This is a genomic window from Micrococcus sp. 63XJN7_6_ISO-PGPR-S23-444 (genome assembly GCF_058072765.1).
In genome coordinates this window covers 2033214-2058767 of the sequence record NZ_CM176516.1, presented here as the reverse complement: position 1 = coordinate 2058767, position 25554 = coordinate 2033214, and the positions used below count along the sequence as shown (strand labels likewise).

General features: G+C 74.4%; 24 protein-coding genes and 1 tRNA gene. 14 read left to right on the top strand and 11 right to left on the bottom strand.

The window, feature by feature from the left end:
• Positions 1-69: 69 nt before the first annotated feature.
• The 4 genes from AC3RJ9_RS09425 to AC3RJ9_RS09410 all read right to left on the bottom strand — a co-directional run bounded on the left by AC3RJ9_RS09425 (position 70) and on the right by AC3RJ9_RS09410 (position 4488).
• Entirely contained in the window at positions 70-771 is a 702-nt protein-coding gene (locus AC3RJ9_RS09425; protein WP_070708901.1) for a GntR family transcriptional regulator, read from the bottom strand.
• Entirely contained in the window at positions 768-2372 is a 1605-nt protein-coding gene (locus AC3RJ9_RS09420; protein WP_070708900.1) for a fumarylacetoacetate hydrolase family protein, read from the bottom strand. Before AC3RJ9_RS09420 ends, AC3RJ9_RS09425 begins: the two co-directional genes overlap by 4 nt.
• A 94-nt stretch (positions 2373-2466) precedes the next feature.
• Positions 2467-3681, bottom strand: a complete 1215-nt coding sequence (locus tag AC3RJ9_RS09415; RefSeq protein ID WP_170748015.1) for an aminotransferase-like domain-containing protein — start codon at positions 3679-3681, stop codon at positions 2467-2469.
• Positions 3682-3753: 72 nt separating this feature from the next.
• Complete coding sequence (locus AC3RJ9_RS09410) at positions 3754-4488, bottom strand: hypothetical protein (protein ID WP_159833532.1); 735 nt, start codon at positions 4486-4488, stop codon at positions 3754-3756.
• A 158-nt stretch (positions 4489-4646) separates the two neighbouring features.
• Here AC3RJ9_RS09410 and AC3RJ9_RS09405 point away from each other — a divergent pair, with 158 nt between their 5' ends.
• The 4 genes from AC3RJ9_RS09405 (at position 4647) to pdxT (ending at position 7742) form a co-directional block, all read left to right on the top strand.
• Positions 4647-5492 (top strand): HpcH/HpaI aldolase/citrate lyase family protein, encoded by an 846-nt coding sequence (locus AC3RJ9_RS09405; RefSeq protein ID WP_113914326.1) that lies wholly within the window; start codon positions 4647-4649, stop codon positions 5490-5492.
• Positions 5493-5543: 51 nt separating this feature from the next.
• On the top strand, positions 5544-6029 hold the full coding sequence (locus tag AC3RJ9_RS09400; protein ID WP_041102620.1) for a DedA family protein: 486 nt from the start codon (positions 5544-5546) through the stop codon (positions 6027-6029).
• A gap of 115 nt (positions 6030-6144) precedes the next feature.
• On the top strand, positions 6145-7089 hold the full coding sequence (gene pdxS / locus AC3RJ9_RS09395; protein WP_036313496.1) for a pyridoxal 5'-phosphate synthase lyase subunit PdxS: 945 nt from the start codon (positions 6145-6147) through the stop codon (positions 7087-7089).
• On the top strand, positions 7086-7742 hold the full coding sequence (pdxT, locus tag AC3RJ9_RS09390; protein ID WP_201294450.1) for a pyridoxal 5'-phosphate synthase glutaminase subunit PdxT: 657 nt from the start codon (positions 7086-7088) through the stop codon (positions 7740-7742). Before pdxS ends, pdxT begins: the two co-directional genes overlap by 4 nt.
• Here pdxT and ald read toward each other — a convergent pair.
• Positions 7714-8856, bottom strand: a complete 1143-nt coding sequence (gene ald, locus AC3RJ9_RS09385; protein ID WP_159833530.1) for an alanine dehydrogenase — start codon at positions 8854-8856, stop codon at positions 7714-7716. The two genes, pdxT and ald, sit on opposite strands and share 29 nt — an antisense overlap.
• Before the next feature lie 105 nt (positions 8857-8961).
• On the opposite strand from ald, the gene AC3RJ9_RS09380 reads away from it, so the two are divergent.
• Positions 8962-9459: a DUF456 domain-containing protein gene (locus AC3RJ9_RS09380; protein WP_036339666.1), complete on the top strand. Its 498-nt coding sequence runs from the start codon at positions 8962-8964 to the stop codon at positions 9457-9459.
• A 55-nt stretch (positions 9460-9514) separates the two neighbouring features.
• On the opposite strand, the gene AC3RJ9_RS09375 is transcribed toward AC3RJ9_RS09380, so the two are convergent.
• The gene (locus AC3RJ9_RS09375; protein ID WP_159833528.1) at positions 9515-10243 is read right to left on the bottom strand and encodes a FadR/GntR family transcriptional regulator; all 729 of its coding nucleotides are present in this window, start codon (positions 10241-10243) and stop codon (positions 9515-9517) included.
• Between the two features lie 79 nt (positions 10244-10322).
• Positions 10323-11984 (bottom strand): L-lactate permease, encoded by a 1662-nt coding sequence (locus tag AC3RJ9_RS09370; protein WP_020628227.1) that lies wholly within the window; start codon positions 11982-11984, stop codon positions 10323-10325.
• Positions 11985-12185: 201 nt separating this feature from the next.
• On the opposite strand from AC3RJ9_RS09370, the gene AC3RJ9_RS09365 reads away from it, so the two are divergent.
• From AC3RJ9_RS09365 to AC3RJ9_RS09355, 3 genes are read left to right on the top strand one after another with little or no spacing between them, the layout of a single operon-like run.
• Entirely contained in the window at positions 12186-13049 is an 864-nt protein-coding gene (locus tag AC3RJ9_RS09365) for a (Fe-S)-binding protein (RefSeq protein WP_489727650.1), read from the top strand.
• Positions 13046-14686: a LutB/LldF family L-lactate oxidation iron-sulfur protein gene (locus AC3RJ9_RS09360; RefSeq protein WP_144862389.1), complete on the top strand. Its 1641-nt coding sequence runs from the start codon at positions 13046-13048 to the stop codon at positions 14684-14686. The genes AC3RJ9_RS09365 and AC3RJ9_RS09360 overlap by 4 nt, the downstream gene beginning before the upstream one ends.
• Positions 14683-15378, top strand: coding sequence for a LutC/YkgG family protein (locus AC3RJ9_RS09355; RefSeq protein WP_044658796.1), 696 nt, complete (start codon positions 14683-14685; stop codon positions 15376-15378). Before AC3RJ9_RS09360 ends, AC3RJ9_RS09355 begins: the two co-directional genes overlap by 4 nt.
• A 32-nt stretch (positions 15379-15410) precedes the next feature.
• Here the strand turns inward: AC3RJ9_RS09355 and AC3RJ9_RS09350 are convergent, their stop codons facing one another.
• The 3 genes from AC3RJ9_RS09350 to AC3RJ9_RS09340 are packed head-to-tail and all read right to left on the bottom strand — an operon-like array spanning position 15411 to position 17501.
• Positions 15411-15620, bottom strand: coding sequence for a hypothetical protein (locus tag AC3RJ9_RS09350; protein ID WP_440315713.1), 210 nt, complete (start codon positions 15618-15620; stop codon positions 15411-15413).
• Between the two features lie 21 nt (positions 15621-15641).
• Positions 15642-15770, bottom strand: coding sequence for a putative transporter small subunit (locus tag AC3RJ9_RS09345; RefSeq protein ID WP_036339645.1), 129 nt, complete (start codon positions 15768-15770; stop codon positions 15642-15644).
• 33 nt (positions 15771-15803) lie between these two features.
• Positions 15804-17501 carry a sodium:solute symporter family protein gene (locus tag AC3RJ9_RS09340; RefSeq protein WP_145950698.1) on the bottom strand — a complete coding sequence of 566 codons (1698 nt, stop codon included), beginning with the start codon at positions 17499-17501 and terminating at the stop codon, positions 15804-15806.
• Between the two features lie 351 nt (positions 17502-17852).
• Between AC3RJ9_RS09340 and AC3RJ9_RS09335 the strand changes: the two genes are divergently transcribed.
• From AC3RJ9_RS09335 to AC3RJ9_RS09320, 4 genes are all read left to right on the top strand, one after another.
• Positions 17853-18254: a VanZ family protein gene (locus AC3RJ9_RS09335; RefSeq protein ID WP_049146581.1), complete on the top strand. Its 402-nt coding sequence runs from the start codon at positions 17853-17855 to the stop codon at positions 18252-18254.
• A gap of 34 nt (positions 18255-18288) precedes the next feature.
• A tRNA-Ala gene (locus tag AC3RJ9_RS09330) sits at positions 18289-18361 on the top strand.
• A gap of 246 nt (positions 18362-18607) precedes the next feature.
• A complete protein-coding gene (locus AC3RJ9_RS09325) occupies positions 18608-19735 on the top strand; it encodes a glycosyltransferase (protein WP_473764062.1) in 1128 nt (375 codons plus the stop codon).
• Positions 19735-20826 (top strand): glycosyl transferase, encoded by a 1092-nt coding sequence (locus tag AC3RJ9_RS09320; RefSeq protein WP_078026229.1) that lies wholly within the window; start codon positions 19735-19737, stop codon positions 20824-20826. Before AC3RJ9_RS09325 ends, AC3RJ9_RS09320 begins: the two co-directional genes overlap by 1 nt.
• A gap of 32 nt (positions 20827-20858) precedes the next feature.
• On the opposite strand, the gene AC3RJ9_RS09315 is transcribed toward AC3RJ9_RS09320, so the two are convergent.
• The gene (locus AC3RJ9_RS09315) at positions 20859-22853 is read right to left on the bottom strand and encodes a glycosyltransferase (protein ID WP_170747989.1); all 1995 of its coding nucleotides are present in this window, start codon (positions 22851-22853) and stop codon (positions 20859-20861) included.
• A gap of 165 nt (positions 22854-23018) precedes the next feature.
• Here AC3RJ9_RS09315 and AC3RJ9_RS09310 point away from each other — a divergent pair, with 165 nt between their 5' ends.
• Entirely contained in the window at positions 23019-24131 is a 1113-nt protein-coding gene (locus tag AC3RJ9_RS09310; RefSeq protein WP_489727649.1) for a glycosyltransferase family protein, read from the top strand.
• Complete coding sequence (locus AC3RJ9_RS09305; protein ID WP_489727648.1) at positions 24128-25507, top strand: glycosyltransferase; 1380 nt, start codon at positions 24128-24130, stop codon at positions 25505-25507. The genes AC3RJ9_RS09310 and AC3RJ9_RS09305 overlap by 4 nt, the downstream gene beginning before the upstream one ends.
• Positions 25508-25554 lie beyond the last annotated feature (47 nt).

Sequence of the window (25554 nt, the reverse complement as noted above, 5' to 3'; positions counted from 1 at the left end):
CGCTGAGTGCTTCGGGGGCGGATGGTCGGGGTCTGGCGCCGACGACGTCGGCGCCGGTCCGGCCGGCGGTCACGCGGACGGCTCGGCGCTGTGCTCCAGGTAGGCGCGCAGGGTGTTCAGGCGGTGGGCGCGGGCGGCGGCCTCGATCTCCTCGAAGCGCGCCCCGTCCTCGATCAGGCGCAGCAGGTGCTCGTGCTCGTCCACGGAGGCCACCGCCCGGCCGGGCACGTACGCGAACGTGGAGGAGCGCAGCGCGGCCAGGCGGTTCCAGCCGCGGTGCACCAGGTCGTGCACGTGCTCGTTCTGGTGATGCTCGAACAGGATCGAGTGGAAGCGGCGGTTGAGCTCGGTGAACGTCACCGGGTCCCAGGCCGTCTCCGACTCCGTCATCGCGCGCATGGTCGCGTTCACCTCGCGGGCCGCCGCGAGGTCCTCGGCGGTCACGTGCGGGGCGCACTGGGCGGTGGAGAACCCCTCCACCAGCGCCAGCGTCTCCATGGTGTGGCGGTACTCGACCGGGTCGATGCCCACCACGGTGGCGCCCACGTTGCGCTCGTAGGCCACCAGCTTCTCGGACTGCAGGCGGCGGATCGCCTCCCGCACGGGCACCACGGACATGCCCAGCTCCGCGGCGATCTGGGACAGCACCAGCCGATCGCCCGGCTCGTGGCGCTGGTCCCGGATCCCCTCCAGGATCGCCTGGTAGGCACGGTCCGCCTTGGAGACGGGGGCGCTTCCGAGGCTGACCGTTCCGATGCCCGTACGGCTCATGCTCGCCCGTCGCCCTCCGGGGCCGGGGCGTCCGGCAGGGTCTTGCGGTACTCGTCGAATTTGGCCTTCCACTCGGCGTTCGGGGGGAACATCCCGTCCACCGGGTGGCCGGCCTTGACCTGCTCGTACGCCCAGGCGTCCTGGAGCTCCTGCTCGTAGGCGTCGTCCACGACCTCCTGGAGCAGGGACGGCGGGATGACCACCACACCGTCGTCGTCGCCGACGATGATGTCGCCGGGCTGCACGGTGGTGCCGCCGCAGGCGATGGTGCCGCCGACCTCCCAGGGGATGTGACGGCGGCCCAGCACGGCCGGGTGCGTGGCGCCGGCGTACACCTGGAGGCCGACCTCGGCGACGGCGGCGGAGTCGCGGATGCCGCCGTCCGTGATCACGGCGTTCGCGCCGTTCACCTGGGCGCGCAGGGCCAGGACGTCCCCGAGGGTGCCGGTGCCGTGCTCGCCACGGGCCTCCATGACCACCACGTCGTCCGGCTGCACCGAGTCGATGGCCCGCTTCTGGGCGTTGAAGCCGCCGCCGAACTCCTTGGCCAGGTCCTCGCGCTTGGGGATGTAGCGCAGGGTCTTGGCGTAGCCGAGGACGCGCCGACCCCGGTGGATCGGGCGCGGGCCGTCGATGGTCGCGTTCTGGACGCCGCGCTTCTGCAGCTGGGCGGTGAGGGTGGCCACCGCGATGGCGTCGATCTTGGCGCGCAGCTCCGGGGTCAGCAGGGAGCGGTCCGGCTGCGGGGCGCTCGCGACCCAGTGGCCGTTCTCGTCCACCGCGGACGACGACGGCGCCGCGGCCTGCGGGGCCAGGCCGGCGGCCTCGCGGGAGCCCCAGGCCTCCTCGCGCTGCACGTCGTCCACCTGCGGCTGCGCGCCGAACGGGGCCAGGGAGTGCTCCGAGTCGACGACCGTCGTCACCAGGCGGCCGGTGGTCGGTGCGCCGGGGGCGCTGGGGGCGTCCACCTCCACCTCGACGACGTCGCCCGGCTGGGCCACGGAGGACCCGGCGGGGGTGCCGGTGAGGATGACGTCGCCCTCCTCGAGCGTCATGAGCTGCGAGAGGTCGGCCACGAGCTGGCCGAACGGGAAGACGAGGCCCTCGGTGGTGTCGTCCTGGACGATCTCGCCGTTGACCCAGGTGCGCACGCGCAGGGCGGCCGGGTCCAGGCCCGCGGCGGAGATCACCGCGGGGCCGAGCGGGGTGTAGCCGTCGCCGGACTTGTTCTTGACGTTGGAGCCCTTGTCCGCGTGGCGGAGGTCGTAGAGGCCCCAGTCGTTGGCGGCGGTGATGCCGGAGACGTGCGACCAGCCCTCCTTCGGGCTGACGCGCCGGGCGGTGCGGCCGATGATCAGCGCGATCTCGCCCTCGTAGGCGAGCAGCTCGGTGCCGGCGGGGCGCTCGATGGTGTCGCCGGTGCGGGCGAGGGAGGTGCCGGCCTTGAGGAAGTAGCCGGGGGCCTGCGGGGACCGGCCGCGCTGGGCGATGCGGGAGGGGTAGTTCAGGTGGACGGCGAGCACCTTGCCCGGCCGGTTCTCCCGGACGGTGAAGTCGTGCTCGGTGACGGTGGGCGTGGGATCCGGTGTGCTCTGCGTCATGGTCGAGATCGTATACGATCTCGCGGGCTCGGGGAAGAGGTCGCACGTCCGGCAGACGCGCCGGGCCGACGTCGTCGTGGGCGCCCGCCGCGGCTCAGCGGGCCCGGTCGATCGACTCGTTCACCGCCGGGGCCAGGCGCCGCACGCCCTCCAGGAGCTTCTCGGCCGCCACGAACGAGTACGCCAGGCGCAGGGTGGAGTGCGTGCCCTCGACGGGGGTGAAGGCCGCCCCCGGCACGAACACCGCGCCCGCCTCGATGCCGCGGTGCATCACCTCGAGGGTGTCCACCCCGGCCGGCAGGGTGGCCCACAGGAAGAAGCCGCCCTGCGGGGTGATGAACTCGACCGCCGGGTCCCAGTGCTCACGCACCGCGTCCACGAGCGCCGCGGCCCGCTCGCGGTACAGCCCGGTCACGTGGCGGACGTGGCCCTGCCAGTCCAGCTGCGTGACGAAGGCGGTGGAGAGCATCTGCGAGTACGTGGACGCGTGGATGTAGGCGGACTCCGCGCACAGGTAGAACTCGCGCTTGAGCGCGGCCGGCACGAGCGCCCAGCCGATGCGCACGCCCGGGGAGAAGATCTTGGACATCGTGCCGAGGTGGACCACGTTGTCCCGGTGGTCTGCGGCGATCGGGGCGACGGGCTCGCCGTCGAACGCGATCTGCCCGTACGGGTTGTCCTCCACGATGAGCACGCCGTGCTTCTCGCAGATCGCGCCCACCTCGGCGCGGCGGCCCGGGGGCAGCAGGGCGCCCGAGGGGTTCGCGAACGAGGGGATCGTGTAGAGGAAGGCCACGCGGCGGCCCTCGGCGGCCAGGCGGGTCAGGGTCTCGTCGAGGGCCGCGGGCACCAGGCCGTGGTCGTCGGTGCCCGTGGCCACGGCCTCGAGCTGCCAGGTGGTGAAGGTGGTCAACGCGCCCACGAACGTGGGGTCCTCCACCACGACGACGTCGCCCGGGTTCGCGAACGCCCGGCAGGCGGTGTCGATCGCGGCCTGCGAGCCGGGGGTGATGACCACGAGGTCGGGATCCGCGTCCGGGATGCCGTCGGCGGCCATCACGGCGGTCGCGGCGGCACGCATCTCCTCGGTGCCCTGGCCCGGGCCGTACTGCAGGGACTCCGTGCCGAACCGGGTCATCAGGTCGGAGGCGATCCGGCCCAGCTCGTCGAGGGGCAGGTCGGCGAGCCACGGGTTCCCGCCCGCGAGCGAGATGAGGTTCGGGTCCATCGCGATGTCGAAGACGTCGCGGACCGCGGACTGCTTCACGCCGACGGCGCGCTGGGACAGGTGTTCTCGGAGGTTCCGCACGCTCGGCACCCTATAGCACGACGCGGCCGACGATGCAGGCCCGATGACGGGCGACGACGGCGGGTCGCCCGGTCAGGGGGCGCTCGGCTCCTGGCCGGGGGACCACGTGCCCTGGGTCGGCTCGGCGGGACCCCACGACGACTCCTCGTCCGGCGCCCACGTCTGCTCACCGGATCCGTCGCTCGGCTCCCCACTCGGCGCGGGGTCCCCCTGCGGGACGTCCACGGGCTCGCCGAGGCGGAGCGGCTCGAGCCCCAGCACGTCGTCGAGGTCCCGGCCGTCCACCTCGAGCCGGACCTGTCCCGCTGACGTGAAGGCGGCGGCGGTCGCCTGCAGCTGGGCGCGGATCCGCTCGGCCGTGCACTCGTCCTCCGGCGTCACGGTGCCGGTGAAGGTGAAGATCTCCACGTCGCCCTCGCGGCGGTGCCCGGTCGGGGTGAGGGTCTCGCGCACGTCGAACACGGCGTTCCACAGCGACGGGTCGCCGTGCCAGCCGCGCTCGTCCGCGAACAGGAAGTCCAGGGCGGCGTCCGCCTCGTCCTCGGTGTCCGTCGGCACGGTCTGCACGGGCACCAGCAGGTCGCCGCAGCCGAAGGGCCGGCCGCTCGTCCCCGGGACCGCCTCCGGTTCCGCGACGGCGAGGTAGACCGTCAGCGGCTGATACCCCTCCGTCGCGGGCAGGGGCACGCCGTCGTCGGACGCCGAATCCTCGGCCAGTCCGGGGTCGACCGCGCAGCCGGCCAGCAGGCACGCGGCGGCCACGGCACCCGTGATCCGCAGGGCGCGGGAAGGGGAGGGCGGGCGCATCGGGTACTCCTGGCGGTCGGGGGTCGGCGGCGTCGGACGGACCGACGGCCTCTCCATGCTACGGCCGTCCGTCTCGCCCGCCGCGAGCGGATGTGAGGCCTCCCGCGGGTGGGAAGGGGCCCGCGGGCGGACGGCCGCGGCGGGCTAGGCTGGAGGCCATGCCCGTGAGGAACCGTCGCGCCGCCGCCCTGCCCGCCAAGCTCAGCCGCTCCTGGCTGCTGGTCAACGCGGCCACCCCCGACGCGTTCGCCCCCGCCCTGGCCTCCGAGGCCGACTCCGTCATCTTCGACCTCGAGGCCGCCGTGCCGGAGGAGCAGAAGGACGCGGCCCGCCAGCACGTCGTGGACGCCCTCTCCGGCGGCATGACGGCGTGGGTGCGCATCTCCGCGACCTCCACGGACCACTGGCAGCGGGACCTCGAGGCGCTCGCGGGTCTCGACGGCGTGCGCGGCGTCGTGCTGGCCGAGACCGAGGAGCCGGAGCAGGTCACGTTCACCGCGATGCGTCTGCGCGCCGGCACCCCGGTGATCGCCCTGCTGGAGTCCGCCCTGGGCATCGAGAACGCCACGGCCGTGGCCAAGGCGCCGGGCACGTTCCGTCTCGCCTTCGGCGTGAACGACTTCCGCAAGGACGTCGGCGTCGGCGAGGACCCGCTGGCCATGGCCTACGCCCGCTCCCGCATGGTGATCGCCTCCCGCGTGGGCGGTCTGCCCGGGGCGATCGACGGACCGCCCGGCAACGCGGACGGTGAGGACGCGGTCGTCGACTCCAGCGCCGTCACCGCCTCGATGGGCATGACCGGCCGCCTCGTCCTGAACCGGGATCAGGTGGACTGGGTCAACCGGGCGATGTCCCCGTCCGAGGACGAGCTCGCGTGGGCCCGCGACCTGCTCGAGAAGCATGCTCAGGGCGCCGCCGTCGGCGACGGTTCGTACCTGCCCCGCGTGCTGCGCGCCCAGAAGATCGCGGACCTCGCGGACTCGTACGGGCTCTGGAACGCGTGAGCACGGCCGGGGCGCGCGCATGAGTCCCCGCACCGACGGGTGGCTCCGCCCATGATGGCGTGGATCGACGGGCTGCCGCTGCTGTGGTCCATCGGGTTCTTCTGGATGCTGGCGATCCTGCGCACCCTGATCGTGTTCTCGCTCGGGCGGGGGCTGGCCTCCGGCGTCGAGCGGACCCGCTGGTTCGCCCGCGTGATGGAGGGGCCCGTCTATGTCCGCGCCCAGCGCTTCATCCAGCGCCACGGGGTGTGGGCCATCCCGTTCTGCTACCTCACGGTGGGCATCCAGACGGCGGTGATCGGCTCCGCCGGCGTCGCCCGCATGCCCTGGCGCCGGTTCCTGCCGGCGGCCGCGCTCGGCACGTTCCTGTGGGGCGTGGTGTACGGGACCGTCGGGATGGCCGTGGTGTGGGCCGTCATCGGCGCGGCGCTCGGAGAGGGCCGGGGTGTCCTCGCCCTCGTGCTGATCCTCGCGGCCGTGGCTGCGTTCGTCGTGTGGCGCCGACGCCGCACGCTGCGCCGGCACGGGGCCGGGTGACGTCGTCGTCCGTGACGCGGGCCGGGCTGCGCCGCCGGGGGACTAGAGTTGACCGCGTCTTCGCCCCGGCCAGCCGCCCCGCGGCCGGGGCCGCCACCCCTTCGGAAGGACCACCATGAGCGACGAGCGCGCCCGCAGCTTCTCCGCCTCCACCGCCTCCGCCGCCGACGACGGCGCCCGCGGCACCGGCACGACCCGCGTCAAGCGCGGCCTGGCGGACATGATGAAGGGCGGCGTGATCATGGACGTCGTCAACGCGGAGCAGGCGCGCATCGCCGAGGACGCCGGCGCCGTGGCCGTCATGGCGCTCGAGCGGGTCCCGGCCGACATCCGCGCCCAGGGCGGCGTGGCCCGCATGTCCGACCCCGACCTGATCGACGGCATCGTCGAGGCCGTGTCCATCCCCGTGATGGCCAAGGCGCGCATCGGCCACTTCGTGGAGGCCCAGGTGCTGCAGGCGCTCAAGGTGGACTTCATCGACGAGTCCGAGGTGCTCTCCCCGGCGGACTACGTGAACCACATCGACAAGTGGGACTTCGACGTGCCCTTCGTGTGCGGCGCCACCAACCTCGGCGAGGCCCTGCGCCGCATCACCGAGGGCGCGGCCATGATCCGGTCCAAGGGCGAGGCCGGCACCGGCGACGTCTCCGAGGCCGTGAAGCACATCCGCACCATCCGCAAGGAGATCGCCCAGCTCCAGGGCCTGGCCCAGGATGAGCTGTACGTGGCCGCGAAGGAGCTGCAGGCACCGTACGAGCTGGTGCGCGAGGTCGCCGAGACCGGTGCCCTGCCCGTCGTGATGTTCACCGCCGGCGGCGTGGCCACCCCGGCCGACGCGGCCCTGATGATGCAGATGGGCGCCGACGGCGTGTTCGTGGGCTCCGGCATCTTCAAGTCCGGCAACCCGGCCGAGCGCGCCCGCGCCATCGTCAAGGCCACCGCCCAGTTCGACGACCCGATGGCGGTCGCCGAGGCCTCCCGCGGCCTGGGCGAGGCCATGGTGGGCATCAACGTGGGCGACCTGCCCGCCCCGCACCGCCTGGCCGAGCGCGGCTGGTGAGTCCACAGAAGACCGTCGGCGTGTTCGCCCTCCAGGGCGACGTGCGGGAGCACGCCCACGTGCTCGAGTCCCTCGGCGCGCGCACGCGCCCCGTGCGCCGCCCCGCGGACCTCGAGGGTCTGGACGGCATCGTGCTGCCCGGCGGCGAGTCCTCCGTGATGGACCGCCTCGCCCGGATCATGGGGCTCAAGGACCCGCTCATCGCCGCCCTCCGCGACGGGCTGCCCGCCTACGGCACGTGCGCGGGGCTGATCATGCTGGCCCGCGAGATCCGCAACCCGGCGCCGGATCAGGGCGGGCTCGGCGTGCTGGACGTGGCCGTGCGGCGCAACGCCTTCGGCGCGCAGGTGGACTCGTTCGAGGAGGACCTGGACATCCCCGCGGTCGCGGCGGAGCCGGTGCACGCCGTGTTCATCCGCGCCCCCGCCGTCCTCCAGGCGGGGGAGGGCGTCGAGGTCCTGGCGAGCGTGCCGGCGTCGCGTCTGTCCGTGCCCGCGGCGGACCCGGGGCTCGACGGCGACGCGCGGCTGCCCGTGGCCGTGCGGCAGGGCCACCTGCTCGCCACGGCCTTCCACCCCGAGGTGACCGGCGACTGGTCCTTCCACCGGGCGTTCCTCGCGGGGCTCAGGCCTCCGCGAGCACCTCGGAGGTGAGGCGGACGTCCTTCCGGGGGTCCAGGCCGAGCTCGTCGGCCACGGCCGTGGCGACGGAGGGCAGGGTGAGCACGCCGTCGTGGGCGTTAAGGCCCCCGGCGAAGCCCTCGTCCGCGGCCAGCGCCGCACGCCATCCGAGGTCGGCGATGCGCTTGATGTAGGGCAGCGTCGCGTTGGTCAGGGCCGAGGTGGAGGTCTGCGGCACGGCGCCGGGCATGTTGGAGACGCAGTAGTAGATCTTGTCCCCCACGAGGTACGTCGGATCCTGGTGGGTGGTGGCCCGCGAGTTCTCGAAGCAGCCGCCCTGGTCGATCGCGATGTCCACCAGCACGGAGCCGGGCCGCATGGATTCCACCATCTCGGCGGTCACCAGCTTCGGGGCCGCGGCGCCGGGGATCAGCACGGAGCCGATCACGAGGTCCGCGTCCGCCACGGTCTCGCCGATGTTCAGGTGGGACGAGGCCAGCGTGCGGATCCGACCCTGGTGGACGGCGTCCAGCTGCGCGAGCCGCTCGAGGGAGATGTCCAGGACGGTCACGTCCGCGCCCATGCCCGCGGCGATCACGGCCGCCGCCTCGCCGGCCACCCCTCCGCCGATCACGGCCACCCGGGCGCGGCGGGTGCCGGGCACGCCGCCCATCAGCACGCCCGAGCCGCCCTGCGGCTGGAGGAGGTGGTAGGCGCCCGCGGCGGGGGCCAGGCGGCCGGCCACCTGGCTCATGGGGGCCAGCAGCGGCAGGGAGCGGCCGCGGGTGACCGTCTCGTAGGCGATCGCCGTCGTGCCGGCGTCCAGGATCGCCCGCGTGCACGCGGGGGAGGCGGCCAGGTGCAGATAGGTGAAGAGGACCTGGCCGCGGCGCAGGCGGCCGTACTCCTCCGGCTGGGGCTCCTTGACCTTGAGGACCAGCTCGGCGCGCTGCCAGAGCTCGTCGACGTCATCGACCAGTTCGGCGCCGGCGTCGCGGTAGTCCTGGTCCGAGGCGCCGGAGCCGACGCCGGCCCCCGACTGCACGAGGACCTGGTGGCCCGCGCGCACCAGCTCCTGGACCCCGCCCTGCGTCAGGGCGACACGGAACTCGTTGTTCTTCACTTCGGTGGGCACGGCGACCAACATGCGGCGAATCTAGCCGATCCGGCCCGTTCCGGCGAGGGCGCGGGGGCCGCTGCGCGCTCGCCCGTGCATACGTCACCGCGGTGCCCGTCCCGTCATACTGGTGAGGTGACTCCCGCGCTGATCTCCCTCGTGGCCGTGCTCCTGCTCCTGGTGGGGCTGGTGGGCACCGTGTACCCCGTCCTGCCCGGCTCGCTGCTCAACCTCGTGACGGCTCTCGGGTGGGCCGCGCTGCTGGGTTCCCCCGCGTCCTGGACGTTCGGCGTCATCGCGGCCGGTCTCGCCGTGGCGGGGCTGAGCGCGTCCGCGGTGCTGACCGGCCGACGGCTGCGACGTGAACGCGTCACCCGCGGCCCGATCCTGTGGGGGGTGGCCGGCGCCGCCGTCGGGTTCTTCGTGATCCCGGTGGTGGGTCTGTTCCTCGGCTTCGCCGTCGGCCTGTTCGCCTCCCAGTGGGCCCGCACCCGGGACGCCCGGGCCGCGCTCAGCAGCTCGATCGGCGCGCTCACGGCCATGGGCATGGGCATGCTCGTGGAGTTCTGCTGTGCGCTGGGCTCGCTGACCGCCGTGGGCGTGGGCGCCCTGGTGCACGGCGTCACCGCCTGAACCGCCGGAGCCGTCCGTCCGGCGGGACCCCGCGCGCGCCGGACCCTTCGCCGGCTCAGCCGCCGGCGGGCACCCTGCCGGTCTGGGCGAGGGCGGCGAAGCCGAGGACGTGCTCCCGCAGCTCCTGCGCGGCCGCCCGGCCGTCCCCGGCGGCGGAGGCGGCCAGGATCCGCCGATGGTCGGCCTGCAGGCCGGCGCGCACGGCGGGCCAGTCGGACAGCCCGGCCACGGTCTCGGTCACGTAGCCGATGGTCGCCTGACGCAGGGAGTCCAGCATCATCGCCGTCACGACGTTCCCGCCCAGGGTGGCCAGCCGCACATGGAACTCGGTGTCGAGCAGGTGGAAGTCCTCTTCCGGCAGCGCGGGGTCGTCCATCCGGTCCAGCAGGGTTTCCACCTCGGCCAGGACGGCGACGCTCTCGGGGTCGCCGGAGGTGGCGGCGGCCGCCTGCGCCGCATCGGTCTCGAGGAGCACGCGCGCGGCGACGACGTCGGCCATCGGCAGGGACCGGGTGGCGATGTGCAGGCGCAGCGCCCAGCCCAGCGCCGCGGACGGCTCGGAGACGACGACGGCGCCCGAGTTCGGCCCGGAGCCGGCGCTGGCGCGGATCAGGCCCATGGCCTCGAGTATCCGGGTGGCCTCCCGCACGGACGCCCGGGAGATGCCGAAGCGTTCGGCCAGGGTGCGTTCGCCGGGCAGCTTGTCCCCCACGACCACGGCGCCGGAGCGCAGCTCGGCCTCGAGCCAGTCGAGCACGATGGTGTAGGCGGGGGCAGCGGTCATGGACGGACCTTCCGAGGGGGCGGGGCGGCGACCGTCCATCCTACCGATGGACGCCGCCCCGCTCGGGTGGTGCAGGCGGTCAGCCCGCCGCCGGCAGCATCCACGCCAGCACGTTGGACTGCAGGTACACGAGCGTGCACACCGCCAGCAGGAGCACGAGCGACCACACCACCACGCGGCGCAGGATCTCGGACTCCCGGCCCTCCATGCCGACCGCCGTCGCGGCGATCGCCAGGGACTGCGGGGAGATCATCTTGCCCACGACGCCGCCGGAGGTGTTGGCGGCCACCAGCAGGGCCGGATCGGCGCCGATGTTCGTGGCGGCGGTCTGCTGCAGGGTGGAGAACAGGGCGTTCGCGGAGGTGTCCGAGCCGGTCACGGCGGTGCCGAGCCAGCCGAGCACCGGGGACAGGAACACGAAGGCCGCGCCCAGGCCGGCCACCCACGTGCCCATGGCGACCGTCTGGCCCGAGAAGTTCATGACGTAGGCCAGGGAGAGCACGATCACGATCGTCAGGGCGGACCAGCGCATGCGGGCGAAGCAGCGGCCGATCTCGGCGAGCGCGTTCCCCACCGAGAGCGGGAACCGGCCGTCGTGGTCGAACCGGGAGTAGACCACGGCCATGATCAGGCCGGCGATCAGCAGCAGCGTGCCGGGGGAGGCCAGCCACTCGAACTTGTACACGGTGCTCGCCAGGGGCGCGCCGGAGGCGTCGACGAGGTGCCCGTCGAGCCCGGGCCACGGGATCTTGGCGGTGGCGGAGTTCAGGGCCGCGGTGATCGAGGGGACCAGCTTGGCCAGGGCGAACACGGCCACGACCACGATGTAGGGCAGCACGGCCATGAAGATCCGGCCGGGGGTGAGGTCCTGCGCCGCCGCGCGGGCGGGGGCGTCGAGGCGCTGGCGGGCCTCCTCGGCGCCCCGCGGCCGCCAGAAGCGCAGCAGCAGGACGGCGGCGGCGAGGGAGACCAGGGAGGCCACGACGTCGGTGAGCTCGTAGGAGAAGTAGGTCGAGGCCAGCCAGATGGCGACGGCGAAGCTCGCGCCGATCACGATCAGTGCCGGCCACGTCTGCCGCACGCCGCGCAGCCCGTCGATGATGAACACGAGCAGGAACGGCACGAACACGGCCACGAACGGGGCCTGGTGGCCGACGATCGCGCCGATGTGCGTGGCGGGGATGCCGGTGAGCGTGCCCGCGGTGGTGATGGGGGTGCCCACGGCGCCGAAGGCCACGGGCGCGGTGTTCGCCAGCAGCACGGCGGTGGCCGCCCGCAGCGGGGGCACACCCAGGCCGAGCACCATGGTGGCCGTGATGGCCACGGGGGCGCCGAAGCCGGCGAGGGCCTCGAGCAGGCCGCCGAAGCAGAACGCGATGAGCACGGCCTGGATGCGGATGTCTCCGCCGCCGAGCGAGTCGAAGATCGCGCGCATGTCGTCGAATCGCCCGGAGAGCACGGTGACCTGGTAGAACCACAGCGCCATCACGACGATCCAGACGATCGGGAACAGGCCGAAGGTCGCTCCCTGGGCGGCGGCCAGCGCCGCCAGGTGGGCCGGCATGTGGAAGCCCAGCACGGCCACGAGCAGGGCCACCACGAGCGCGGCGAGCCCCGACTGCCAGGCCTTGAGGCGCAGACCGAGGAGGGTGGCGAAGAACGTCAGCAGGGGCAGGACGCCGAGCGCGGCGGAGAGCGCGACGCTGCCGGCGGCATCGGGGGTGGGGGTGAAGGTGTGCACGGGGGTCTCCCGGTGGGCGAGGGGACGGGGCGGGATCCGGTCGGGCCGGTGATGGTCGGACCACTGTGGTCAGACCAAGGAGCGTACTGTGAGGGCGGTCACCTCGCAAGCAGCTGGCATGATATGGTCTGACCACTACGGCACCCGTGTGCTGCGGCACCGCACGGCGCCCCAGGCGCCCCGTCCGGAACGGAGACCGGCATGAGAATCGCCCTGTTCGCCACGTGCATCGTGGACGCGATGTACCCCAAGGTGGCCCTCGCCACCGTCCGCATCCTCGAGCGGCTCGGCCATGAGGTCGTCTTCCCGCCCGGCCAGGTCTGCTGCTCGCAGATGCACGTCAACAGCGGATACATGGAGGACGCCCTGCCCGTCGTGCGCAACCACGTCCGCACCTTCATGAAGGCCGACTACGACCTCGCCGTCGCCCCCTCCGCCTCCTGCGTGGCCTCGCTCGGCCACCAGCAGCCGGACGTCGCCCGCTCCGGCGGGGACGAGGGTCTGGCCCGCGACGCCGAGGTCGTCGCCTCCCGCACCCTCGAGCTGTCGCAGCTGCTCACGGACGTCCTCGGGGTGACGGACGCCGGGGCCCAGCTCGGCTCCTGGTTCCCGCACACCGTGACCTACCACCCCTCCTGCCACGGCATGCGCCTGCTGCGCCTGGGCTCGCGCCAGGAGGACCTGCTGCGCACCGTCGCGGACATCGACCTGCGACCGCTGCCGGACGCCGAGGAGTGCTGCGGCTTCGGCGGCACCTTCTCCCTGAAGAACCCGGACGTCTCCGCCGCCATCGCGGAGGAGAAGATCGAGAAGGTCACCGCGTCCGGCGCCTCCCTCTGCACGGGCGGCGACGCGTCCTGCCTGCTCCACCTGGACGGGGCCATGCACCGTCGAGAGGCGCGCGGCCAGGACGGCCGCCCGCTGCGCACCGTGCACCTCGCCGAGATCCTCGCGGCCACCCGGGAGAACCCGCTCGAGGTCGACGGCCCCGTCGAACTGTCCATCCCCGCGTCCGCCGGCGTCCGCCGCGGACTGTCCGCCCGTGTACAGGAGGCCCGCCGATGAGCACCGCACCCACCCGCGTGCGCCTGGGAATGCCCACCGTCCGCCCCGTCCACGGCGAGGGCGAGATCCTGCTGAACACCCCGTTCCCCGAGTCCGCCCGCGAGCAGCTGAAGAACGGCCAGATGCGCGCCAACATCCGCCGGGCCACCCACACCATCCGTGCCAAGCGTGCCGGCGTCGTCGAGGAGCTGCCGGACTGGCAGGAGCTGCGCGCCGCCGGCTCCGCGCTGAAGCAGTCCGTCATGGCGGACCTGCCCGCGCTCCTCGAGCGGCTCGAGTCCGAGGTCACCGCCCGCGGCGGCGTCGTGCACTGGGCCCGGGACGCGTCCGAGGCCAACCGCATCATCACGGAGCTCGTCACCGCCAAGGGCGTGGACGAGGTGATCAAGGTCAAGTCCATGGCCACCCAGGAGATCGGCCTGGACGCCGCGCTCGAGCATGCCGGTGTGGCCGCCGTCGAGACGGACCTGGCCGAGCTCATCGTCCAGCTCGGCCACGACCGGCCCAGCCACATCCTCGTCCCGGCGATCCACCGCAACCGCCAGGAGATCCGGGACATCTTCCTCCGGGAGATGCCGGAGACGGACGAGAGCCTCACCTCCGAGCCGGCCGACCTGGCCGAGGCCTCACGCCGGCACCTGCGTGAGAAGTTCCTGAGCGCGAAGGTGGCGATCTCCGGGGCGAACTTCGGCGTCGCCGAGACGGGCACGCTGGCCGTCGTCGAGTCGGAGGGCAACGGCCGCATGTGCCTGACCCTGCCGGAGACGCTGATCACCGTGATGGGCATCGAGAAGCTCGTGCCCACCTTCGAGGACCTCGAGGTGTTCCTGCAGCTGCTGCCGCGCTCGTCCACGGGCGAGCGGATGAACCCGTACACCTCCATGTGGACGGGCGTCACCGAGGGCGACGGTCCCCAGGAGTTCCACCTGGTCCTGCTGGACAACGGCCGCTCCGCGGTGCTGTCCGACCCGAAGGGCCGTTCCGCGCTGCACTGCATCCGCTGCTCGGCGTGCATGAACGTGTGCCCCGTGTACGAGCAGACCGGCGGCCACGCCTACGGCTCGGTCTACCCGGGCCCGATCGGCGCCATCCTCTCCCCGCAGCTCACCGGTGTGGACGCGGGGGAGAACGGCACCCTGCCCTACGCCTCCACGCTGTGCGGGGCGTGCTACGACGTCTGCCCCGTGGCCATCGACATCCCCTCGATCCTCATCCACCTCCGGGACGAGGACGTGCAGGCCACCCACGCCGCCCGGAAGGCGCTGCGCACGGAGGAGGACGCCGTCGGCGGCCCCCTGGCCCGCGCCAAGACGGCGGTGGAGTCCGTCACGCCCTCGCAGATGGACGTGGCGATGAAGGGCGCGTCCGTGGTGATGTCCTCGGGTCGGCGCATGTCGCTGGCCGAGCGGGGTCTGGGGCTGGGCCGGGTCGCGGCCGGGCCGGACCGGGTGCTCGGCTGGCTGCCGGGCATCGCCGGCGGCTGGACCGACGAGCGCGACGTGCCGGCGCCCCCGCGGGAGTCCTTCCGCAACTGGTGGGCCCGCCACAAGGATGAGACCGAGCACCGGGTCGCCATGGACGGCGTCACCGGGCTGGACCGGCCGGAGGACGAGCACGTCGAGGAGGACGGACGATGAGCGAGGCGAAGGCCGAGATCCTGCGGCGCATCCGCGAGGCGACGGCGGACGGGCCGGTCGCGGACCCGGTGCAGCGCACCTACCGGCGGACCTCCTCCCGGGACCGGGCCGAGGTGGTGGAGATGCTGCGCGATCGGCTGATCGACTACCGGGCCTCCGTGCGGGACGAGACCGAGGAGACGGTGGCCGCGGCCATCGCCGAGCTGCTCGGCCCGGACGCCCGGTACGTGGTGCCGGCCGGCCTGGAGCCGGACTGGCTCCCCGCGGACTCCCGCGGGGCCGGCCGGGAGCGCATCACGGAGCCCGCGGTGGGCCACACGGGGGAGCGGGCCGCGGTCCGCGGCGCCCACGACGGCGAGCGCGAGCCCCTCAGCGTGGACGCGCTGAACGAGGTGGACGCGGTGGTGACGTCCTCGACGGTCTCCTGCGCGGAGACCGGGACGATCTTCCTCAGCGGCCGCCCGGACGAGGGCCGCCGGGCGATCACCCTGGTCCCGGACCACCACGTGTGCATCGTGCCGCTGGACTCCGTGGTGGAGCTCTTCCCGGAGGCGCTGGCCCGCGTGGAGGCGACGGCGCCGATCACCATGATCTCCGGTCCCTCGGCCACGAGCGACATCGAGCTCGAGCGCGTCGAAGGCGTGCACGGGCCGCGCCGCCTGGACGTGATCCTGCTCGACCGCGCTCGCTGACGCGGGCGCGGTATAGCAGGGGATCGAGCGGGTCAGGCCCCCTCGACGACGGCGCCGCCGGCGCGGCCCGTCTCGAGGTGGGCCTGACGCTCCCGCACGCCGCCGTACAGGGCGACGAACAGCAGCGCGAGACCGGCGGTCACGAGCAAGTGTTCGAGCCCGGCGATGCCCGGGATGGCGGCCGAGGTCTCGGCGGGCGTCAGGCGGACGACCGTGTCGAGGGCGAGGACCACCAGGGTCACGGGCCGCCCCCGGCGGAGGCCTCAGATGATCGAGCGGCCCTCGCGGCGGGCCGCGGCCCAGTCGGCGACGAAGCCGCGGGCGATCGCGACGAGGACGGCCAGCACGAGGACGGGCCACATCAGGACGTACAGGGTGAGACCGACGGTCATGCGGATGCTCCTTGTGAGTCGGTGGACGGGGGATCAGGACACGGGGGCCGAGGCGCGCTCGACCTGCGGCAGGTCCTCGGTCGCGGGGTCGAAGTCGCCGGTCACGCGCGCGATCCGGTCGAAGTCGAAGTCCTGCCCGGAGCGGACGGACAGCCCCCAGCACACGAGGAAGGACACGGCGTAGGCCACGAGCGAGCCCGTGAGGGTGGCGTAGTCCCGCAGGAAGCCGTAGCCGAGGAACAGCATCACGACCGAGGCGATCGCGCCGACCACGACCGCCGGACGCAGGCCGAAGAAGCCGAAGGACATGATGCCCAGCACGACGCCCACGCCGAGGATCGCGAGGGTCTCGACCACGATCGCCCAGGCGCCCTCGAGCGGGATCCACTCGAAGCGGACCGGCAGGAACACGGCCAGCGCGGCGAGCACGGACACCGTGAACGCGGCGTTGGTGATCTTGCCCCAGTAGAAGGACGCGATGACGGGGAACACGAGGCAGCCCCACAGGGCGCCCACGAAGACCAGCAGGTCGAGGATGTCGAACTTGGCGGTGGCGAAGTACAGGGCCGCCGCCGTCGCCACGATCATGGTGATCCGGCCGATCAGCAGCATGGTCTTCGGGTCGGCGTTCTTGCGGCCGACCGACTGGCCGTAGACGTCCGTCATCACGATCGACGAGAGGGCGGACAGGTCCGAGTCGGCGGTGGAGGACAGCGAGCCGATGATCATCAGGAACGCCAGGGCCACGAGCGCCAGCGGCAGGTGGTCGGCGACCATCTGCGGCAGGAGGTTGTTGACGTCGCCGTCGAGCGGCTCGACGCCCAGGTAGAGCGCCATGACGCCGAGCATGCCGACGCCGATCACGGTGCCGCCGTAGCCGAGGGTGGCCGTGATGAAGGTGGGCTTGATGAGGTCCTCACGCACGGCGAAGAGGCGCTGGGCGATGGTCTGGTTGCCGATCGCGTAGGCCAGCACGGCGGCGATGTACGGCGCCCCCTGGTTCATGAACGCCTCGGAGGAGAAGAAGCTCTGCTGCTGGGCCGTGACGTGGCCCGCCTCGACGCCGGCCTGGAACATGTCCGGGCCGCCGGCGGCGAAGAACACGGCGGGGATGATGATGACGGTCGCGCCGAGCATGGCCATCACCTGGGCGAAGTCGGTGAGCACGGAGGCGCGGAAGCCGGACCACAGGGTGTACAGCAGCACGCCCGCGGCCACGATCAGGATGCCCGCGCCGAAGGACAGCGGGGACAGCAGGGAGATCAGGGCGCCGCCGGCGATGAAGTTGGAGGTCAGGGAGATGACGGAGCCGAGCACGTTGGAGCCGGCCAGCATGAGCTGCGACGAGCGGCCGTGCCGGGCGTACATGACCTCGGCGAGGGTGTGGGCGCGCGGCGCGACCGCGCGGATGCGGCGGCCGAACGGGTAGATGAACAGGATCATCAGGGCGCCCCAGAGGCCGTAGTGGAGGGGGCCGGAGACGCCGTACGTGTAGCCGGCGGTCACGGAGGCGTACATGGAGGCGGCCCAGATCCAGGTGGCCGTCATGGAGGCGGCGGACACGCCGAAGCCGATCCGGTTGCCCGCCGTCATGTAGGCGTCGGCGTTCTCCTTCTTCTTGGAGATGGCCACGGACATGATCATGGTCCCGCCGTAGAACAGCACGACGAGCAGGATCACCCCGATCACGCCGAGCTGGGTCAGGGATGCTGCGTCCTGGGAGGGCGGCATCGAACTTCCTTTCGCGCGAGTGACTACGGACGTCCCGATCTCCCGGCGCGGTCCGGTCCGGGCATGGCTCCGCAGGGCGGAGGGTGGCGTACCGATCACGTCGCGGCCAGGGGCCGGGGAGGTGGAGGGCATCCCGCCGGGTCCCGAGTCCACGAACGGCGAGCTCTCTGCTCAAGCCATCGCGGTCCCTCGGCCCTGGGCGGCGCTGTCAACACCGGCATCCCGGCGGGACGAGCCCGCCCGGATGGGCTGATCCTCACATGGTCGGCGCAGAAATGGCAAAAACATAGAGCCTTTTCAGCGGGGTCGGGATCAGGAGCGCCCGGCACGGAAGCCGGACAGAATGGGCGGATGACCGTTCCCCCCGGCTCCCCGACCACCTCCGCTTCCCGACGACGGCGCCGCGCCCTGGCGGCGGCGCTGGCCGTCGCCGTCGTGGTGCAGCTGGTGGTGCTGTACCTGCCGGGCGAGCAGGTGCCGGAGGCCGGGTTCGCCGTGCCGGGGCTGGACAAGGCGATCCACGTGGCCGTGTTCGCGCTGCCCGCGTTCCTCGCCGTGTGGCGGGGGCGGAGCGCGTGGTGGGCGCTGCCGTTCGCGGTGCACGCGCCGGTGAGCGAGCTCGTGCAGCACGCGTGGGTGCCGCTGCGGACGGGGGACCCGGTGGATGTCGTCGCGGATCTGGCGGGTGTGGTGCTCGGCGTGGTCGCCGCGCGGCGTCGCCGAATTGGAGGATCGGGGGCGTCGGGCGTATGATGGTCCGGTGCACTCCCGCGGGAGGGCACGACCTGGGGCTATAGCTCAGTTGGTAGAGCGTTTCGTTCGCAATGAAAAGGTCAGGGGTTCAATTCCCCTTAGCTCCACGGACCGTCCCGGTCCGCGATCCTCGAGGTCGCGGGCCGGGACTTTCTCGTGACGGGGGCGTGAGCGCCTGCCCTGCCCTCACCCCCGGGAGGGGGGCCGGCGCTTCCGGGGGGACCCCCCGGGTGTCTACAGTGCCGGGGTACGTCAGCGCGGACGTGATGCGGTCGTGTCACCGCAGGTCAGTCGCGCTTCTGCCGCCCCGCACGGGGCCGTTCGGCCCGGCCCGGGCCGGGAAGGGGACGCCGATGCGCATCAGCGTGCTCACCCACATGCTCCACCCCATCCGTTCGCCCTACGAGGGCGGGCTGGAGATGCACACGGCCATGACCGTGGAGCACCTCGTGCGCCGGGGCCACGACGTCACCGTCTACGCGCGGGAGGGCACCCGGCTGCCGGGCGACGTCGTCGCCGTGCTGCCCGCCGAGGGCGCCGGCCCGGGCCGCGCGGGCACCCGCGTGCGCGAGGCGGCCGCCCGCCGGGCCTGCGCGCTGATCCTCGACGACGACTCCGACGCCGTCCTGAACAACTCCCTCTCCCCGGCGCCGCTCGAGCTGCTGCGCGCCCGCCCCGTGGTCACCGTCCTGCACACGCCGGCCACGCTGGCGGAGGTGCTGGCCGTCGTCGACGCCCCGGGCTGGACGGCTCCCGACCACCACCGGTGGGCCTCGGTGTCCGCGTCGAACGCGCTGGCCTGGCAGCATCGGCTGCCGCGGGTGGATGTGGTGCCCAACGGGATCGAGCTGCACCAGTGGGTCTCCGACGCCGTCCCCGTGCGCGGCCGCGCCGTGTGGTCGGGCCGGATCACGGCGGAGAAGGGCCTGCACGTGGCGATCGACGCCGCCCGGATCGCGGGCATGGAGCTGCACTTCGCCGGGCCGATCTCGGACGAGGAGTACCACGCCCGCGAGGTCGTGCCGCGGCTCGGCCCGGACACCGTCTACCACGGCCACCTCGACCACCACGCGCTGCCGCACATGCTCGCCACGGGCGAGGTCTTCCTGGCCACGCCCCTGTGGGCCGAGCCGTTCGGGCTCGCCGTGGTGGAGGCCATGGCGCTCGGCGTGCCGGTGGCCGCGCTGCTCAGCGGCGCGATGGGGGAGATCGTCGCCCCGCAGGCCGGCGCGCTGGCCGTGCACCACACGGCGCAGGAGCTCGCGGTCTCGATCCGCCACGCCCGCCGCAAGGACCGGGGACGCGTGCGTGCGTGGGCCTGCCGGTTCAGCGCGGAGACCATGGTGGAGGGCTACGTGGACCTGCTCGAGCAGGCCGCGGAGGACGCCCGTGACCTCGCCGCCGCCGAGGACGCGTACGGGTTCGACCCGCATGGGGTCCCGCGCCCGTCCGCCGATGCGGCGGACCTGGAGTCCCTCTGATGGCCCCGGCCCGCAGGCGGGTCCTCTACTACGCCCACCAGCACGGGGCGGGGCACCTGCGGCACGCCGCGGGCCTGGCGTCGACCGGGGCGTTCGACGTGACGGTCGTGACCGCCCACCCTCGGGCGGCCGAACTGCTGCCTGCGGACGTCCCCGTCATCCCGCTGCCCTCGGACCTCGTGCCCGGCCACGAGCAGCCGGCGCGCTCGCCCCTGCACTGGTCCCCGGTGGGGCCTGAGATCCGGGCGCGCTTCGACGCCCTCCACGCGGCGGCGCAGCGGGTGGGCCCGGACGTGTGCGTGGTGGACGTGTCCGTGGAGGCGGCCCTGTTCCTGCGCCTGGCGGGCTGGCCTGTGCTGCACCGCCGCATGCACGGCGAGCGCACCGACCCCGCGCACGCCCTCGTCTATGCCGAGGCCGACGGCCTCTTCGCCCACTACGCCGCCGAGCTCGAGGTCCCCGCCTGGCGCGCCGCCCACGCGGACCGGGTCACCTACCTCGGGGTCGCGGACGTCACCGGCCGGCTCGGCACCCGCACCACGACGACGTCGACGGCCCGCGCCGCCCCGCGCGTCGCCGTGATCGCCGGGACGGGCGGCGGCGGGGTGCGGGCCGCGGACCTGGCCCGGGCGGCGTCCGCCGTGCCGGAGGCGACATGGGAGGTGTACGGCCCGATCGCCGGGGTGGGCGAGCCGGAGGCGCCGGGCGGGCTCGCGGCGGAGGCGATGCCCGCCACCGTGACGCTGCACGGCTGGGTCCAGGCGCCGGCCCGCCGGGCCGCGGACGCCGACGTCGTGGTGGTCTCGGCCGGGCACAACGCCGTGGTGGACGCCGCCCGCTCCGGCCGCCCCGTGGTGCTCGCCCCCGAACCGCGGCCGTTCGACGAGCAGCGCGTGTTCGTCCGCGAGATCCACCGGGCCGCGGGCGTGCCGTGGTGCGCGTGGGAGGACCCGGACGCCGACTGGGCCGGCGCGGTGCGCGGCGCCCTCGCGGACCCGACCGCCGCCGACCGGCTCGCGGGCCTGCTGCTCGTGGCGCCGGACGAGTACCGGCGGCGCTGGGAGGCGGCGATCGAGGGCGCCCTGGGCTGAGTCCGCCCCGCCGCCCCCGGCCGTCACCGCGCTCAGTACGCGGCGTCGTCGCGGCGGGCGGCCGTCAGCTCCGCCTCCGTGGGGTGACGCAGCAGCTCGAGCCGCTCGCCCTCGGGGTCCCACGCGATCAGCCCCGCGTCCGCGAACGCGCGCAGCCACCCCTCCATGGCCCATCGGCCGTGCACCTGCCGGAAGCGGCGGGCATTGACCAGGATGTCCTCGAGGTGGTGCAGCGGCGGGGTCATCACGCCGTGGTGCTGGTGGAACGCCTCGGCGGGGCTGAACCGCAGCGTCAGGCCGGCGTCGCGGGCGCGGAAGGCCAGGTCCGTGTCCTCGGCGCCGTAGCCGGTGAAGCCCGCGTCGAAACCGCCGATGCGGGCCAGGTCCGCGCGCCGCAGCGCCAGGATCAGCGTCCACACGAGGTGCCACTCGTCCGAGGGGCCGGCGGTCAGGTGCGCGCGTGCCCGGTGGGGCACGGAGAGGCGGCGCAGCAGGGCGTCGGCGCGGTGCGAGGTCAGGTCGGCCTCCCCGACGTCGCGGGTCCAGCCCGGCCGCAGGTAGCGGGGCCGGCCCATCACCACGGACCCGGGGTGGGCCGCGACCTCGGTGGCCAGCACGCCGACGGTCTCGGCGGCCGGGATGCAGTCCACGTCGAGGAAGACGAGGATCTCGCCGGTGGCGAGCTCGGCCGCGCGGTTGCGGGCCTGCGCCAGGGGCAGCCCGGCCTCGGCGGCCACGTGCCCCACCGTGACGGGCAGGTCCGTGGCCGGGACGCGCCCGTCCGGCTGGCCCATGAACACCACGACCACCTGGTCCGGGCGACGGTGCGAGCGCTCCAGCCCGGCGATCACGCGGGCCAGGTGCTCGTCCCGGTGCCCCGTGATGACCAGCACGGACACGCCCGGCAACGCCCCGCGCGCCCGGGCGAGGGCCTCGCGGTAGACGGCCACGTGGGCGGCGGCCACGCGACGACGCTGCCGGGCCCGGGCGGCCGGGTCGGCGGGGGCCGTGCGCGCGCGGGCGCGCACCAGCGTCTCGAGCGCGTCGGCGAGGGAGTCGGGATCCTCCGGGTCGAACGCGGCGAGCGAGTCGGGGGTCAACCAGGCGCCGGACTGGTCCGCGATGTGCCCGATGTCCGCGACGGCCACCGGCACCCCCAGGTCCCGGCACATCTCCACCCAGCCCGAGTGGGTGCCGATGCGGTACGGCAGCACGGACACGTCCACGTCGCGCAGCAGCGCGTGCAGGGCGGGGTCGTCGAGCCGGTCGTGCTGCCACAGCTCGAAGCCGTGGTGGGCACAGCCCGCGCGCAGCGCGGCCAGGGCGTCCTCGTCCTGCACGGTGTCCTGGACCTCCACGGTCACCCGCGCGTCGACACCGCGCTCGGCCAGCGTCCCGACGGCGGCGGCGAGCACCGGCAGCAGCGCCACCGGGGCCACCTGGGCGCGCAGGTCCTTGGCGTGCACCAGCAGGCGGGCGGGGGCGGCCGCGCCGTCGCCGTCGTCGGACGCGTCGGGGGGCAGCGCGCCGGGGGCGTCGTCGTCGCCCTGCGCCACGAGGTCCTCGAGCGGGACGATGTGCGGGTGGGGGACCACGAGGGCGCGCACGCCGTAGTCGCGGGCGAGGGTCGCCGCGGCGCCGGGGGTGAGCGTGAGCACGGCGTCCGCGCGGCCCAGCAGCACGGCCAGGCGGTCCCGGTGGGGGCCCTGGTCCGTCAGGTGCGGGTTCTCGAGGTCGTGCACGGTCACGACGACGGCGCCCCCGTGCGCGTGCTGCGCGTCCAGGGCGGCGGCCAGCTGGGCGGGGCTGAAGTGCTCGAAGCCGAAGTGCACGTGCAGCACGTCCGGGCGGTGCTCGGCCAGCCACTCCGCGTGCAGGGCCCGGGGCGGCCACCACTGGTGCGCGGGCGCGCCCGGCACCGGCGGGTCCGGCAGGAACTCCACGTCCGGCGCGGCGCCCGGGTCGAGGGGGCGGATCGCGCGGGTGTACGGGTGCTGCGCGGGCACGTGCTGGACGGTGATGCTCACGGGGGAGGGCCTCCTGACCTGGGGGATGCGATGCCGCGCGGGCGGCGTGTCCCCGTCCCGGGTCGGGGGTCGCGAAATCTAGTCTGTCAGGGCAGGATCGGAGAATCGGAGCAGCGGCATCCTGTCCGTTCCGGCGCGCCGCCGCGTCGAGGAGCGCCGCCGCAGGTGAAGGGGATCGTGGACGTGGACTCGCAGCCGCAGGGGCGTGTGCTGTACGTGACCGTGGGCGCGCCGGAGCACGGCGTGGTGCGCCATGGCCGGCAGACCGCCGCCGCCCTCCGTCGGGTGGGCGCCGAGGTGGAGCTGCTCACGGCGGAGGACGTCGCGGCGTTCCGGGGCCTCGTGCCCGTGCTGGAGGAGGCGCGCGCGCTGGGCGCCGCCGTGCACCTGGACGTCACGGACGCGCTGTTCGGCCCCACCGCGACCGCCGCCGCGGACCTGCTCGTCGACGTCCTGCCCGAGGGCACCACGCTCACCCTGCACGACATCCCGCAGCCCACCGAGGGCGACGGCCGCTACCGCCGCCGCGGCGAGGCATACGCGCGGCTCGCCCAGGCGGTGGACGGCGTCGTGGTCTCCTCGCAGCACGAGCGGGCGCTGCTGGCGGACCTGGTGGACGTGGCCGCGGACGTGGTCCCGCTGCCCGTGGAGGACCGCCGGGCCGCGGCCGCCCGCGCCGAGCCGGTGGTGCCGGAGAGCATGGCCGGCCTCGACCGGGACCTCGTGCTCTTCGGCTTCGTCTACCCGGGCAAGGGGCACGCCCTCGCCCTGGAGGCCCTCACCGAGCTGCACCGCCAGTGGGGCCCGGACTCCGGGGCGCCGCGCCGGCTGACGGCGCTCGGACCCGTCAGCGCCGGGCATGACGACCTCGTGGCGGAGCTGACCCGCGACGCCGAGGCGCGCGGCCTGGAGTTCCGCGTCACCGGGTTCGTGCCGGACGAGTTCGCGGACGCGGCCCTGCTCTCGGCGGGCATCCCGTTCGCGGCGCACCGCAACGTGTCCGCGTCCGGGTCCCTGGCGGCGTGGACCTCGGTGGGGCGGCGGGCGATCGCCTCCGCGGGCCGCTACACGGAGGAGATGGAGCGCCTGCGCCCGGGCACTCTGCGGCTCGTGCACCCGAACGGGTCGCCGGCCTTCGCGATGGCCGAGGCGATCGCCGAGGCGGTCGAGGACCCCGAGCGCACGTGGCTCGACCCCGCCGTGGACCTCTCGCCCGGGGCCGAGGACTGCGCGCGGATGCTCTTCGACGTGCTCCGCCGCGTGCACAGGTGGACGTGAGCGCCGCCGTCTCCGTGGTGGTGCCCTACTACCGGGCCCAGGCGGACCTCGACCGGCTCACGGCCGCGCTCGCGGCCCAGCGCGGCCTGACCGGCGGGCTGCAGCTCGTGGTGGCCGACGACGGCTCGCCCGTCCCGCCCCGGGTGGACCCGGGCCTGCCGTTCGACGTGGTGACCGTGCGCCAGCCGGACCGCGGGTTCCGCGCCTCGGCGGCCCGGGCGCTCGGGGCGGAGGCGGCCGACGGCGACGTGCTCGCCTTCCTCGACGGGGACATGCTCCCCGAGCCCGGGTACCTCGCCGCGGCCCTGGCGGCGGTGGCCGAGGCGCCCCGGGACGCCGCGGTGGTGGGTCGGCGGCGGCACCTGGCCGAGGCCTGGCTGGAACGGGCCTGGGCGCACGGATGGCAGCCCGGGCACGAGGTGCCCGCGGACGCCCGCCTGGCCGAGCCGGCCTGGCTGCGCGAGGGGTACCGCGCCACGGACGACCTGCGCCGCGCCGACTCCACCGGCTACCGGTACGTCATCTCGGCCGTGTTCACGGTGGCGCGCGAGGTCTACGAGGACGCCGGCGGCTTCGACCCCGCCTTCGTGGGCTACGGCGGGGAGGACTGGGAGCTGGCGCACCGGCTGTGGCGCGTGGGGGCGGCCCTGCGCCACGCGCCGGACGCCGTGGCGTGGCAGGCCGGCGCCGACTTCGGCGGACGCGGCGACGCCGCCGAGGCCGCCCGGGTGAAGGCCCGCGAGGCGCTCGTGCTGGCCTCCCGCATCCCCGCGACGACGGCCCGCGGCCACGGCCTGTCCCTGGCCGGCCCGCTGCGGGTCGAGGCGCGCGTGCGGGTGCCGGAGGGCGCGGACGGCGCGGCGGCGGCCGTGGTGGCGGTGGACGCCGTGCTGTGCGCGGCACCGGGGGCGCGGGTCGGCGTCGTGGGCGGCCTCGACGGGGCGGCGACGCGCGCGCTCGGCGACCCCCGCGTGCGGCTGCTGGGCGAGCCCGACGGCGGCCCGGCGGTGGCCGAGGACCTGCCGCCGACGCCGGCGCGCGGCGACCTCGACGCCGTGCGGTCGGTGCCCGACTGGTCCGTGGACGTGCGCGTGCCGCTGCGGCCCGCCGCGGCCGGAGCCCGGCCTGACGCGGACGCCGTCGCCGCGTGGCTGCTGCGCCTGGAACGGGCCGGCGTCGAGCGCGTGGAGGTGCTGGGTGAGCCGGGCGAGCGGGGCGAGCGGGCCGTGCTCGCCGTGCTGACGTGTGCGCGGGCGCGGTGGCGGCGTCGGCGGGGCGGGACGGCGCGGGTGTGGCGGGTGCCCGCCTCCCGGCTGGGCTGGGCGCCCGTGGCCGCCGTGCCGGACCTCGAGGCGTGGTGGGGCGGCTGGGGCTGAGCGGGCCGGTGCCCGCGGGGCTGGCACAATCGCGGACAGGACGGAAC